This window comes from Cupriavidus sp. GW821-FHT07C08 (genome assembly GCF_059419025.1).
Map to the genome: position 1 here is coordinate 1 of NZ_JBWKQZ010000061.1, position 13,089 is coordinate 13,089.

11 protein-coding genes are annotated in these 13,089 nt (G+C 69.3%); 5 read left to right on the forward strand and 6 right to left on the reverse strand.

Annotated elements, in window-relative coordinates; genetic code table 11:
- Positions 1–115 precede the first annotated feature (115 nt).
- The 5 genes from AC07UK_RS38400 to AC07UK_RS38420 all read right to left on the reverse strand — a co-directional run bounded on the left by AC07UK_RS38400 (position 116) and on the right by AC07UK_RS38420 (position 5,458).
- Complete coding sequence (locus tag AC07UK_RS38400) at positions 116–583, reverse strand: ComEC/Rec2 family competence protein (RefSeq protein ID WP_436221216.1); 468 nt, start codon at positions 581–583, stop codon at positions 116–118.
- A 43-nt stretch (positions 584–626) separates the two neighbouring features.
- Positions 627–2,528: a DNA internalization-related competence protein ComEC/Rec2 gene (locus tag AC07UK_RS38405; RefSeq protein ID WP_494688308.1), complete on the reverse strand. Its 1,902-nt coding sequence runs from the start codon at positions 2,526–2,528 to the stop codon at positions 627–629.
- Positions 2,529–2,600: 72 nt separating this feature from the next.
- On the reverse strand, positions 2,601–3,461 hold the full coding sequence (locus AC07UK_RS38410; protein WP_436221214.1) for a TatD family hydrolase: 861 nt from the start codon (positions 3,459–3,461) through the stop codon (positions 2,601–2,603).
- Positions 3,462–3,474: 13 nt separating this feature from the next.
- Entirely contained in the window at positions 3,475–4,215 is a 741-nt protein-coding gene (gene lolD, locus AC07UK_RS38415; RefSeq protein WP_013956131.1) for a lipoprotein-releasing ABC transporter ATP-binding protein LolD, read from the reverse strand.
- Complete coding sequence (locus AC07UK_RS38420) at positions 4,208–5,458, reverse strand: lipoprotein-releasing ABC transporter permease subunit (protein WP_494688309.1); 1,251 nt, start codon at positions 5,456–5,458, stop codon at positions 4,208–4,210. Before AC07UK_RS38420 ends, lolD begins: the two co-directional genes overlap by 8 nt.
- A 136-nt stretch (positions 5,459–5,594) precedes the next feature.
- On the opposite strand from AC07UK_RS38420, the gene AC07UK_RS38425 reads away from it, so the two are divergent.
- Positions 5,595–6,704 (forward strand): hypothetical protein, encoded by a 1,110-nt coding sequence (locus AC07UK_RS38425; protein WP_494688310.1) that lies wholly within the window; start codon positions 5,595–5,597, stop codon positions 6,702–6,704.
- A 61-nt stretch (positions 6,705–6,765) separates the two neighbouring features.
- Positions 6,766–8,463 (forward strand): single-stranded-DNA-specific exonuclease RecJ, encoded by a 1,698-nt coding sequence (recJ, locus tag AC07UK_RS38430; protein WP_494688311.1) that lies wholly within the window; start codon positions 6,766–6,768, stop codon positions 8,461–8,463.
- A gap of 26 nt (positions 8,464–8,489) precedes the next feature.
- Here recJ and AC07UK_RS38435 read toward each other — a convergent pair whose 3' ends face one another.
- Entirely contained in the window at positions 8,490–9,200 is a 711-nt protein-coding gene (locus tag AC07UK_RS38435; protein WP_436221210.1) for a peptidoglycan DD-metalloendopeptidase family protein, read from the reverse strand.
- 192 nt (positions 9,201–9,392) lie between these two features.
- On the opposite strand from AC07UK_RS38435, the gene prfB reads away from it, so the two are divergent.
- From prfB to lysS, 3 genes are all read left to right on the forward strand, one after another.
- A protein-coding gene (prfB, locus tag AC07UK_RS38440) for a peptide chain release factor 2 (RefSeq protein WP_494688312.1) occupies positions 9,393–10,497 on the forward strand; the annotation gives its coding sequence in 2 pieces (ribosomal slippage) (positions 9,393–9,473 and positions 9,475–10,497; 1,104 coding nt in all).
- A gap of 122 nt (positions 10,498–10,619) precedes the next feature.
- Positions 10,620–11,378, forward strand: coding sequence for an SDR family oxidoreductase (locus tag AC07UK_RS38445; protein WP_436221209.1), 759 nt, complete (start codon positions 10,620–10,622; stop codon positions 11,376–11,378).
- 64 nt (positions 11,379–11,442) lie between these two features.
- Positions 11,443–12,987 (forward strand): lysine--tRNA ligase, encoded by a 1,545-nt coding sequence (gene lysS / locus AC07UK_RS38450; protein WP_436221208.1) that lies wholly within the window; start codon positions 11,443–11,445, stop codon positions 12,985–12,987.
- The last annotated feature ends 102 nt before the right edge of the window (positions 12,988–13,089 follow it).

Here is a 13,089-nt window from a genome sequence, read left to right on the forward strand (position 1 = left end):
CCGCCATGCGTCGTTGCTCGTCGTTGCCATAGCTACGGCTATGGCGCCTCCTCGCGCCTAGCCTGACGACCAACTGGGCGATTTCATTTCGGCAAGTTATCTACGGAACAGGACACTAACGCGGCGCCGGCGGTCGCGCCCGCCAGTAGCGCGGCTGCGCCTGCCGGAACATCGACAACGCAAAGCCCCCGGGCGCAGTGTCCATGGTCACCGCACCGGTTTCATCGGTCCGGTAGCGCAGGATACCGGCGCGGCCGTAGCGCTCCCACACTTCGCCAGTCGGGTGGCGATAGCGGTTGGCATAACCCAGCTGGAACACCGCCGCCGACGGGCGCACCGCCTCCAGCCAGGCTGCGCCGGAAGAGGTGCCGCTGCCATGGTGGGCCACCACCAGCACGTCGGCACGCAGCGCCTCGGCCGGCAATCTCTCGATCAATGCACGCTCCTGCGCCACGCCAATATCACCGGTCAGCAGCAGGCTGTGCGCCGCCGCATCCACGCGCAGCACGCAGCTGCGCGCATTGCTGGCAATGGCGGCCTGCTGCGCCTGCTCCGCGAGCGGATGCAGCACGGTAAAGCGCACGCCGTCCCACTCCCATTGCTGGCCCGCCGCGCATGGCGGCCAGTCATTTGCCGCCGCCCCAAGCAGAACGTGACCGACTGGGGCACCGGTGCTGCGCGGCCACGGCCATCGCCGCCGCGACGTCCGCCACGCCGCCGGCATGGTCGGTGTCCTCATGGCTGACCATCAGGTGATCGAGCCGGCCGATCCCCTCGCCCCGCAGCAACGGCACCACCACCTGCGCACCGGCGCTGGATCCCGACCCATAGGCCGGCCCGGCGTCATACAGCAGCGCATGCGCGCGCGTCCGCACCAGCACCGCCGTGCCCTGCCCCACGTCCAGCATCACGGCGCGGAACTCGCCATGCGCAACCGGCAGGCCGCGCGCCAGCAACATCGGCAGCATCAGCAGCCCGCCATGCAGGCGCACGCGCGCGGTGGCGACCGGCGCGACCAGCAATCCGACCCCGACCGCGGCCAGCACCAGCGCCAACGGCCCCGCGCTGGCAGCTTCCCACATCGCCCATGGCAGCGCGGCAAGCCAGCCCAGCACCGCGGCCAGCGCCACCATGGCCAGGTGGGCCACCGCCAGCACCGGCCCGGCCAGCGCCATCGGCAAGGCCGCGCCGAGCAATGCCAGCGGCGTCACCAGCAGGCTGACGACCGGGATCGCCACCGCATTGGCCAACGGCGACACCACCGATACCTGGCCGAACAACAGCAACGTCAGCGGCACCAGCCCGATAGTCACGGCCCACTGCGTGCGCGCCCCGGCGGCGAGCGTGGAACGCAGGCGTTGCCAACGCCCTTGCGTCGAAGCATCCCGCCCGGGCCGGGCCGCGAAGAAGATCACCGCCACCGCGCCGAAGGACAGCCAGAAGCCGGGCAACATCACCGCCCACGGATCGAGCAGCAATGCCACCAGCGCCGCCCAGGCCAGCACCACCGAGGCGGGCGGCGCACGCGCACCCCACACCGCAATGGCCGCCACGCAGAGCATGGCCACGGTGCGCAGCGCCGGGATCTGCATGCCGGCCAGCAGGCCGTAAGCCAGCGCACTGGCCACGGCCGCCACCAGCGCGGCCTGCCGGGCCGGCAGCCACAGCGGCAGCGGCCGGCGCAGCCAGCGGCCGAGTCCGAACGAATGCCGCCACAGCAGCCCGGCAAGCGACGCCGCCATGCCGGCGATCATGGTGATATGCAGACCGGAGATCGCGACCAGGTGGCTGACGCCGGTGCGCCGGAACAGCTGCCAGTCGTCCGCGTCGATGCCGCGCTGGTCGCCAATGACCAGCGCGATCAGCACCGGACCGAAGCGCGCATCGGCCGGCAGTGCCGCGCGCAGGTGATCGCGCACGGCGGCGCGCCAGGCTTCTATTTGCCACGCCAGCCGCTCTCCTGACGCATCCTGGAGTGGGCCCTGCGCACTGCGCACATAGCCGGTGGCGCCGTAGCCTTGCGCCAGCAGCCAGTAGGCGTAGTCAGAACCGAAAGGATTGGCCAGCCCGCGCGGACTCCGCAGGCGTAGGGTCAGCGTGAGGCGCTGCCCGGGACGCAGGTCGGGCGGCGCGCCACGCCAGTTGAGGATCACGCGGCGCGGCAGAGGCTGGCCCGCTTCACCCTGCTCAACAGTGAAAGCAAAACGCGTCCCGGTGGCGGCATCCGCCGGCAGCCCCGACACTACGCCGCGCACGTCGAGATCGCGCGCCTCCAGCGTGGCCGGCAGCCAGTCGCGCATGCGCAGTTCGGCCCGCCATGCCGCCCAGCAGAAGGCGGCACCGAACGCCAGCCCGGCAAGCGCCAGGCCATGCGCCGCCACATGCAGCCGCCTGCCCCACACGACCATGCCGAGCGCGGCCAAGACCAGCACCACGGCGCCCAGGCGCAAGCCATCCTGCTGCGGCAGCGTTGACTGCTGCTGCAGCAGCCAGCATCCCGCGACGAATGCCACCACGAACCGACGCACGGCACCTCCCCCGGCTGATCTTGCATAGCCGGAGTTGTACCCGCGCCGGGACGCGCCGAGCTTGCCAGCCCGTCAAGAAGAATTGGAAGTTGTGTGTCCGGCGGAAACCGGGGGCGCCATGGTGTCCGCAAACGCTGCCAGCCGCGGCATCGCATCCATGGCATTGCGCCATGTCGCCTGCGCCAGCGTCATCGCATCGATGCCACGCAATTCAGCCATCACACGCGCCACGCCCGCCACCTCCGCGGGCGTGTTGCGCGCCTTGTGCTGTTCGCCGAACTGATCGTCAGACAGCCACGCCGGCGCCATGTCGGGCGCATCGGTTTCCAGCACCAGCGCCTCCAGCGGCAGTTCCGTCGCCAGCCGGCGGATCTGCCGCGCACGGCTGAAGGTGACATTGCCGCCGAAGCCGAGCTTCAGGCCCTGCTCGACAAAGCGCCGCGCCTGTTCATTGCTGCCGTTGAAGGCGTGGGCAATGCCGCGCTTCACGCCCAGCTTGCGCAGCTGCGCGCCAACCTGGTCCTGCGACTTGCGCACATGCAGCAGCACCGGCAGGTCAAATTCGCGCGCGATCTTCAGCTGCTCCGCGTAGAGCCAGGTCTGGTGCTCCGCATCCAGCCCCGCGACGAAGAAGTCGAGCCCGATCTCGCCGATGCCGACAAAGCGCGGGTCGCCCATGCTGGCCGCCACCTCGCGCCGCAGCGTGTCAAGGTCGGCCTGGCCGGCGCCGGGCGAGCACAGCGGATGGATGCCGAGCGCATAGACGCAGCGCGCATCGTGGCGCGCCAGCGCGCGCACGGCCTCGAAGTTCCACACGGCCACCGCCGGCACCACGATGCCGCGCACGCCGGCGGCCTCGGCCGCGTTGGCCACCTGCTGGCGGTCAGCGTCGAACTCGCTGGCGTCGAGGTGGCAATGAGTGTCGATCCACATGGGCCGGCCCGGCTCAGCGTTCCTGGTGCAGGTGCCCGTCGCGCAGCCGCAGCACGCGGTCGCAGCGGCCGGCCAGGTCCAGGTCGTGGGTTACGATGATGAAGCTGGTGCCGAGCGTGCGCGACAGTTCCAGCATCAGGTCATAGACGCCGCCGGCGGTGTGGTCGTCGAGATTGCCGGTGGGTTCGTCGGCCAGCACGCAGGCCGGCTGCCCTACCAGCGCGCGCGCGATGGCCACGCGCTGGCGCTCGCCGCCGGACAGCTCGCCCGGGCGGTGCTTCGCGCGCCCGCCCAGGCCCACGCGCTCCAGCATGGCCTGCGCCACGCCGCGCGCGTCATGCTGGGTCAGGCCGCGGATGCGCATCGGCATCGCCACGTTGTCCAGCGCGGTGAATTCCGGCAGCAGGTGGTGGAACTGGTAGACGAAGCCCAGCTGGCGGTTGCGCACCACGTTGCGCTCGCGCTCACGCAGCGCCGTGAAGGGCTTGCCGAGCAGCGCGACGCGGCCGGAGTCGGGCTCATCCAGCCCGCCCAGCACATGCAGCAGCGTGCTCTTGCCCGAGCCCGAGGCGCCGACGATGGCAACCTTCTCGCCGGCATTGACGCGCACGTCGACGCCGCGCAGCACGTCCACGTCGAGTTCGCCCTGGCGGAAACGCTTGGTCAGGCCCTCGGCCACCAGCACCGGCGAGCCGGTGCGCGGCTGGTCCGCGGCGGGCGTGGGGGTATCGGCGTGCAACACGGCTTCACTCATAGCGCAGCGCCTCCGCCGGGTTGACGCGGGCGGCACGCCAGCTGGGATAGAGCGTGGCCAGCGTGGCCAGCACAAAGGAAATGATGCCGATGGTGGCGATGTCGTTCACGCGGGGATCCGAAGGCAGTTCGCTGATGAAATAGATGTCGCGCGGCAGGAACTGCACGTGCAGCAGCCGCTCGATGAAAGGCACGATCACGTCGATATTGGTGGCGATCAGCGTGCCGCCGGCCACGCCCAGGATGGTGCCGATAAAGCCGATGGCCACGCCCTGCACGATAAAGATCTTCATGATCGAGCCCGGCTGCGCGCCCATGGTGCGCAGGATGGCGATATCGGCCTGCTTGTCGGTGACGGTCATCACCAGCGTGGACACCAGGTTGAATGCCGCCACCGCGATGATCAGCGTCAGGATGATGAACATCATGCGCTTCTCGGTCTGCACCGCGGCAAACCAGTTGCGGTTCTGTTTGGACCAGTCGCGCAGGTAGAGCTCGCCCGACATGGTGCCGGCCAGCTCGTTGGCCACCTGCGGCGCGCGCTGCATGTCCTGCAGCTTCAGGCGCACGCCGGTAGGGCCGCTCAGGCGGAACAGGGTCTCGGCGTCGTGCATGTTGATCAGCGCCAGCGCGCTGTCGAACTCGAAATGCCCGGACGAGAACACGCCCACCACCGTGAACTGCTTGAGCCGCGGCAGCACGCCCGCCGGCGTCATGGTGCCCTGCGGCGCCACCAGCGTGACCTTGTCGCCGACCTGCACGCCCATGGCGTTGGCCAGCTCGTTGCCCAGCGCAATGCCGAAGCCGCCCGGCGCCAGCGCCGTCATGCTGCCGGCCCGGAACTGGCTGCCAATGTCCGACACCTTGGGCTCCTGCGACGGCTCCACGCCGCGCAGCAGCACGCCGCGCACGGCGTCGTCGCGGGTCAGCATGGCCTGGGCCGCGACATAGGGCGCGGCGCCGACCACTTCCTTGTTCTGCAAGGCCTCGGCCGCGGTCTTCTGCCAGTCCGGCAGCGCCGACGGGCCGATCACTTCGATATGCGCCAGCACCGACAGCATGCGGTCGCGCACTTCCTTCTGGAACCCGTTCATCACCGACAGCACCACGATCAGCGCGGCCACGCCAAGGGCGATCCCGAACATCGAGATCATCGAGATGAACGAAATGAAGGTATTGCGGCTGGCGCGCTTGCTTGCGCGGGTATATCGCCAGCCGATCTGCCACTCGTAGGGAAAGTTCAAGAGGATTCCTGTTGTTTCGGGAAAGCGCCGGTGCCCGGTGGAGGGGCGCCGGCGGCACGCATGCGGGCCGTCGGGTGCGCCGCCTGCCTCTCGCAAGACTGGCGCCGGCCAGCCGGGAGTTTACAATCTCGCCACCATGATGACGCACCTGACCCTGATTGTGCCCTTTTCCGTCCCGCCAGGCGCCGGCGACGACGGCCGGGACGATGTCGTTCCCGGCGCGCTGCTGCGGCAATTGGAGCTGCCGGCGCTCGGAAAGTTGCTGACCCGGGCCGAGCCCGGCCCGCGCGAGCGGCATGAAGACCCCTTCCTGCGCACCCTGCCGCAGGAGCGCTGGCTGGCGAGCAAGGCGGGGCTGGACCCGGTCCGGGTGCCGTTGGCGCCCTATATGCGGCTCGCCGACAGTGACGCCGCCGTCCCCGCCAGCGCCGATGGCCAGTCCTGGACCTGCCTGCAGCCGGTGCACATCCACGCCGCGCGCGATCACCTGGTGCTGATGCCGCCCGCCCAGCTGGGCATCCGGCCGCAGGAAGCCACGGCCCTGCGCGCCGCCATCGACGCACTGCTGGTGGAATCGGGCATCGCACTGGAATCGCCCTGCCCGCAGCGCTGGTACCTGCCCGAGGCCGCATTCGGCCTGCTGGAGGCGACCACGCCGCTGCGCGCGGCGGGCCGCAATATCGATATCTGGATGCAGGCCGGCGAGCGCGCCCGCGACTGGCGCCGCCTGCAGAACGAGATCCAGATGACCTGGCATGACCACCGCGTCAACCAGACCCGCGAGGCCGCTGGCGAGGCGCCGGTCAACTCGGTCTGGCTGTACGGCGGCGGCGCGCTGCAGCCGGTGCCGCGGCTGGCCGATACGGTGCTGAGCAACGATCCCTTCCTGAGCGGGCTGGCGCTGGCCGCCGGCAGCCGCGTGCTGCCGGTGCCGGCCGGCCTCGCCGGCACCGCCGGAACGGAGGGCACGGTGCTGGCCCTGCTCGACAGCGCCACCGAAGCCCATATCGCCGAAGACTGGGGCCTGTGGCTGGACCGCATGCATGCCCTGGATGCCGACTGGTTCGCGCCGGCGCTGGAAGCGCTGGTGGCCGGCCAGGTCGGCGCCATCACGCTGGTGCTGGGCGGCGAGAACCACTTTGCCGAGTTCACCGTGCGCCGCGCCGACCTGCGCAAGTTCTGGCGCGGCATGGGCCAGCGCGGCGACTGGCGCGCGCTGCTGTCCGACCTCGCCTATGCCGCATAAATCTGCCTGAAGCCGCCTGACACGCGCCGCCCCTACCGAAACATCACCTGCCGCCCCGCCCATGACCCGGATCGCCATCCGCCAGTTTTCCCCCGAACACGCCAGCTCGCTGGCCGCCGCCGGCCTCCACCCCACGCTGGCCCGCATCCTGGCCGCGCGCGGCGTGGCCCGCGCCGCCGAGCTTGCCACCGACTTGCCCGAACTGGTGCCGCCCGCGGCCATGAAGGGCATCGGCCACGCCGCGGCCTACCTGGCTGATGCCATCGCCGCCGGCAAGCGCCTGCTGATCGTGGCCGACTATGACTGCGACGGCGCCACCGCCTGCGCGGTGGGCGTGCGCGGACTGCGCATGCTGGGCGCACGGGTGGAGTACATCGTGCCGAACCGCTTCGAGTACGGCTACGGCCTGACCCCGGAGATCGTGGCGCTCGCGGCCAGGCAGCAGCCGGACGTGATCGTCACGGTCGACAACGGCATCGCCAGCGTCGACGGGGTGGCCGCGGCCAATGCGCTGGGCATCGACGTGGTGGTGACCGACCACCACCTGCCGGGATCTGAACTGCCGCAGGCCGCGGTGATCGTCAACCCGAACCAGCCGGGCTGCGAATTCCCCAGCAAGAACCTGGCGGGCGTGGGCGTGATGTTCTATGTGCTGCTCGCGTTGCGCGCGGAACTGCGCCAGCGCGGCGTCTATACCCAGGCCACGCAGCCGCCGCTGCAGACGCTGCTGGACCTGGTGGCGCTGGGCACGGTGGCCGACGTGGTCAAGCTGGACACCAACAACCGCATCCTGGTGGCGCAGGGCCTGCGCCGCATGCGCGCCGGACGGATGCAGCCGGGCGTGGCGGCGCTGTTCCGTGCCGCGGGGCGCGAGGCGGCGCGCGCCAATACCTTCGACCTGGGCTTCGGGCTGGGTCCGCGCCTGAACGCGGCCGGCCGGCTGGCGGACATGTCGCTGGGCATTGAATGCCTGCTGACCGAAGATGCCAACCGCGCCTGGGAGATCGCCCAGGAGCTGGACGGCATGAACCGCGAGCGGCGCGACATCGAGGCCGGCATGCAGCAGGAGGCGCTGCAGATCCTGGAGCAGCCGCTGGCCGGCCCGGACCCGTCGGCGCGCTTTACCGTCAGCGTGTTCAACGACACCTGGCACCAGGGCGTGATCGGCATCGTGGCGTCGCGACTCAAGGACAAGTTCCACCGCCCCACCATCACCTTCGCCCCCGGCGACGAGACGACGGTCAAGGGCTCGGGCCGGTCGATCCCCGGCTTCCACCTGCGCGATGCGCTGGACCTGGTGTCCAAGCGCCATCCCGGCATGCTGCTCAAGTTCGGCGGCCACGCCATGGCGGCCGGGCTGACCGTGCGCACAGAGCGCTTTGCCGAGTTCCAGGAGGCCTTTGAGGCGGTCGGCCGCGAATGGCTGACCGATGACCAGCTGGCGCGCGTGATCGAGACCGACGGCGATATCGAGGACCAGTGCTTCAGCCCGGAATTCGTCACCCTGCTGGAGCAGCAGGTGTGGGGCCAGGGCTTCCCGGCGCCGACCTTCTGCGGCGAGTTCGACGTGCTGCGCCAGAGCGTGCTCAAGGGCAAGCACCTGAAGCTCCAGCTGGGGCGCGGCGGCCAGCGCTTCGACGCGATCTGGTTCAACCACGCCGACTCGCTCGGTGCCAGCGCGCAGGTGGCCTACCGGCTCGACAACAACACCTTCAATGGCGTCACCCGCGTGCAGCTGGTGATCGAGCACGCGCAGTAGCGTGCTCCGGGGGGCGTTAGCCCCGTTTAGCCGCGCGACGGCAGGTAGGCCATCGGGTCGACCGGCTTGCCGTTGCCGCGCACCTCGAAATGCAGCTCGCTCGCGCTGGCGCCCATGCGGCCCACGTCCTGTCCGGCCGCGATTGAGGCGCCCTCGGTGACCAGCGGCTGGTCGAGGTTGCCGTAGACGGTCAGCCAGTCGTCGTTGTGCTTGACGATCACCAGCATGCCGTAGCCACGCAGGTTGCCGACGTGGATGGCGCGCCCCGCGGCGGCGGCGCGCACCGTGCCATTGGCTGGCACGGCAATGCGCAGGCCCTTGCTGCCCGGCGGCGCGTAGCCTCCGGTGACGCGGCCATCGGCCGGCCACTGCAGGCGGATGCCGCTGGCGGGCGGCCTGGACGAGCCGCTGTCGACGCGCGGCGTATCGGTCACGGTCTGGTCGGTGCCGGTGGAGGCCGGGGCGCTGCCACCCGGCGGCCGCACGCGGACCAGCTGGCCCACCTCGATCTGGCTGGGGCTTGTGATGTCGCTGTTCCAGCGGGTCAGGTCGCGCACACTGCGGCGGTGCTTGCGCGCGATCGAATACAGCGTGTCGCCGCGCTCAACGCGGTAGTAGCCGTCCGGCACGGGCCCGCCCGTGGTGCCGCAGCCGGCCGCGACCGCGGCCGCGGCGGCCAGCAGCAGGCCCAGCGCGCGGCGCCGGCCTGGCTCGATGTCATGTCTGGTTTGCGTCATTCGTCCCTGTTCTCTGTCTTGCCGGGGAGCGGCTTGCGACCCGTATTATCGCCGCGTGCGTCGCCCGGCACCGGCGGATAGACCGCGCGGCGGCCATTCCGTTCGGTCCGCGGCCCGCCCGAGGCGGCCCGCAAGCCCCGGGTTGCCGCGCCGATCCGCTATAATTCGGGGTTTTCTAAGCGCAGGAACATCATGGAAGCAGAACGCCTCAACGCCATCTCCGGTGCCATCTCCGATCTCCGTTCCCGGACGGAAGATCTACGGGGGTATCTTTGACTACGATGTCAAAGTAGGAAGGCTGGACGAAGTCAACGGTTTGCTGGAAGACCCCGACGTCTGGAACAACCCCAAGCGGGCCCAGGACCTCGGCAAGGAAAAGAAGGCAATCGAGGGCGTGGTAAGCGTGCTCAGCAAGCTCACCGACGACCTCAGCGGCGCCGAAGAGCTGTTTGAGCTCGCCAGGGAAGAAGGCGACGACGATACGCTCGAAGCGATCGAGGCCGACGTCAAGGGCTTCGAGGAGATCGTCGCGGGCATGGAATTCCGCCGCATGTTCTCGGGCGAGATGGACCAGGCCAACGCCTTTATCGACATCCAGGCCGGCGCCGGCGGCACCGAAGCGTGCGACTGGGCCTCGATGCTGCTGCGCCAGTACCTGAAGTACTGCGAGCGCAAGGGCTTCAAGGCCGAGGTGCTGGAAGAGTCCGAAGGCGACGTGGCCGGCATCAAGAGCGCGACCATCAAGATCGAGGGCGAATACGCCTTCGGCTACCTGCGTACGGAAACCGGCGTGCACCGCCTGGTGCGCAAGTCGCCGTTCGATTCGTCGGGCGGGCGCCATACCTCGTTCTCGTCGGTGTTCGTCTACCCCGAGGTGGATGATTCGTTCGAGGTCGCGGTCAACCCGGCGGACCTGCGCGTGGACACCTACCGCGCTTCGGGCGCGGGCGGCCAGCACATCAACAAGACCGATTCGGCCGTGCGGATCACGCACATCCCGACCGGTATCGTGGTGCAGTGCCAGAACGACCGCTCGCAGCACCGCAACCGTGCCGAAGCCATGTCGATGCTGAAATCGCGCCTGTACGAGCACGAGATGCGCAAGCGCCAGGCCGAGGCCGACAAGCTCGAAGCCGGCAAGACCGACGTGGGCTGGGGCCACCAGATCCGCTCCTACGTGCTGGACCAGAGCCGCATCAAGGACCTGCGCACCAACGTGGAAATGTCCAACACCCAGAAGGTGCTGGACGGCGACCTGGACCCGTTCATCGAGGCCAGCCTCAAGCAGGGACTGTAAGGCAGTACCCGCCGTCCGCCCTGCCGGCGCGGCCGGCGGCGGCACAGCAATCCATCCACCGCTGTACCGCCGCCCGCGCCACACCGACACGGCGGCAGGGCGACATCTCCGACCGGGGCACCATGAGCGAAGCCAATCACCTCTACATCATCACCGGCGCCTCGCGCGGGCTGGGCGCGGCACTGACCAATGCCCTGCTCGTGCCGGGCAACCGCCTGATCTGCGTGGCGCGCAGCCGCAACAGCGAGCTGGAGCGCATCGCCACCTTGAGCGGCGTGCCGGTGGCCTGGCACCTGCAGGACCTGTCGCAGGCCGGCCCCGCCGCCACCTGGCTCGCCAGCGTGCTCGATACGCTCGACATCCCGCCGACCAGCGCCACGCTGATCCTGAACGCCGGCGTGGTCGAGCCGATCGGCCCGGTCGCGCGCCTGCAGGAAAAGACCCTGGTGCCGCACCTGCTGACCAACCTGGCGGCGCCGATGACGATGACCGCTGCGTTCCTGGAGCGCACCGAGAAGTTCGACTGCCCGCGCAAGGTGCTGGCGATCTCCTCCGGCGCGGCGCGGCGCCCGGTCGAAGGCTGGAGCGCATACTGCGCCGGCAAGGCCGGCCTGGACATGTTCATGCGCTCGGTCAACGCCGAGTACGCCCAGGCCGAAGCCCCGCGCACCGTGCGCGCCGTGGCGCTGGCCCCGGGGGTGATCGACACCGGCATGCAGGCCACCATCCGCAATGCCGACTTCGCCCAGGTGCAGCGCTTCCGCGAGCTGAAAGCCAACGAACAGCTGGCGTCGGCCGAGGAAACCGCCGGCCGCATCGTCGCCTACCTGCACCGCCCGGATTTCGGCAGCACCGAGCTGGACGATCTCCGCAACTACTAAGCCGCACTCATCAAGCCATCTGAATCCGCGCGCGGCAGCACCGCGCGCGATCCGACAAGACATCATGACTGAACCGAACCGCGCCCAGGCCAAGCCAGCCGCCGCAGACACCCCCGCCGTCGACGAGAACAAGATCATCGCGGAGCGGCGCGAGAAGCTGGCCGCGCTGCGCCAGCAGGGCGTGCCCTTCCCCAACGATTTCCGCCCCTCCCACCAGGCCGCCGCGCTGCAGGCGCAGTACGCCGAGACCGAGCAGGCCACGCTCGAGGCCGCGCCGGTCGAAGTCGCCATCGCCGGGCGCATGATGCTCAAGCGCGTGATGGGCAAGGCCAGCTTTGCCACGGTGCAGGACGGCAGCGGCCAGATCCAGTTCTACATCACCCGCGACAAGGTCGGCGAAGAGGTCTACGCGGCCTTCAAGCACTGGGACCTGGGCGACATCATCAGCGCCCGCGGCGAGCTGTTCCGCACCAACAAGGGCGAGCTGTCGGTGCAGGTGCGCGAGCTGCGCCTGCTGTCCAAGGCGCTGCGCCCGCTGCCGGACAAGTTCCACGGTCTGGCCGACCAGGAAATGAAGTACCGCCAGCGCTATGTCGACCTGATCGTGTCGCCGGAAACGCGCAACACCTTCCGCGCCCGCACCAACGCGATCTCGTCGCTGCGCCGCCATATGGCCGATGCCGGCTTCATGGAAGTGGAAACGCCGATGCTGCACCCGATCCCGGGCGGCGCCGCGGCCAAGCCCTTCATCACGCACCACAATGCGCTGGACATGCAGATGTTCCTGCGCATCGCGCCCGAGCTGTACCTGAAGCGCCTGGTCGTGGGCGGCTTCGAGCGCGTGTTCGAGATCAACCGCAACTTCCGCAACGAGGGGGTGAGCCCGCGCCACAACCCCGAGTTCACCATGATGGAGTTCTACGCGGCCTACACGGACTACCGCTGGCTGATGGACTTCACCGAGGACCTGATCCGCAAGGCCGCCATCGATGCGCGCGGCAGCGCCGTGCTGACGTACCAGGACCGCGAGCTGGACCTGTCCAAGCCGTTCCATCGCCTGACCATCTGCCAGGCGATCCAGAAGTTCGCGCCGCAGTACACCGATGCGCAACTGGCCGATGCCGGGTTCCTGCGCACCGAGCTGAAGAAGTTCGGCGTCAACACCAACGCGCCGCAGTTCCTCAACGCCGGCCTGGGCACGCTGCAACTGGTGCTGTTCGAGGAAACCGCGGAAAGCCAGCTGTGGGAGCCGACCTTTATCGTCGACTACCCGGTCGAGGTCTCGCCGCTGGCGCGCGCTTCGGACACGGTGCCGGGCATCACCGAGCGCTTCGAGCTGTTCATCACCGGCCGCGAGATCGCCAACGGCTTCTCGGAGCTGAACGATGCCGAAGACCAGGCCGACCGCTTCCGCAAGCAGGTCGAGCAGAAGGACGCCGGCGATGAAGAAGCCATGTACTTCGACGCCGACTATATCCGCGCGCTGGAATACGGCATGCCCCCGACGGGCGGCTGCGGCATCGGCATCGACCGCCTGGTGATGCTGCTGACGGACAGCCCGAATATCCGCGACGTCATCCTGTTCCCGCACCTGCGCCGGGAAGATTGATGGTTTGCTCCCCTCTCCCGCCTGCGCTTGCCTTTACCCACAACTTCCGGCGGCTTACTCGTTTTTCTGGAAGATCCGATACATTTCGGTGATTTCGTGCAA

Excerpts from the sequence above, each read along its gene's own strand:
- AC07UK_RS38410 (WP_436221214.1), bottom strand. The coding sequence starts at position 3,461 with ATGTGGATCGACACTCATTGCCACCTCGACGCCAGCGAGTTCGACGCT.
- lolD (WP_013956131.1), bottom strand. The coding sequence starts at position 4,215 with ATGAGTGAAGCCGTGTTGCACGCCGATACCCCCACGCCCGCCGCGGAC.
- AC07UK_RS38425 (WP_494688310.1), top strand. The coding sequence starts at position 5,595 with ATGATGACGCACCTGACCCTGATTGTGCCCTTTTCCGTCCCGCCAGGC.
- recJ (WP_494688311.1), top strand. The coding sequence starts at position 6,766 with ATGACCCGGATCGCCATCCGCCAGTTTTCCCCCGAACACGCCAGCTCG.
- AC07UK_RS38435 (WP_436221210.1), bottom strand. The coding sequence starts at position 9,200 with ATGACGCAAACCAGACATGACATCGAGCCAGGCCGGCGCCGCGCGCTG.
- AC07UK_RS38445 (WP_436221209.1), top strand. The coding sequence starts at position 10,620 with ATGAGCGAAGCCAATCACCTCTACATCATCACCGGCGCCTCGCGCGGG.
- lysS (WP_436221208.1), top strand. The coding sequence starts at position 11,443 with ATGACTGAACCGAACCGCGCCCAGGCCAAGCCAGCCGCCGCAGACACC.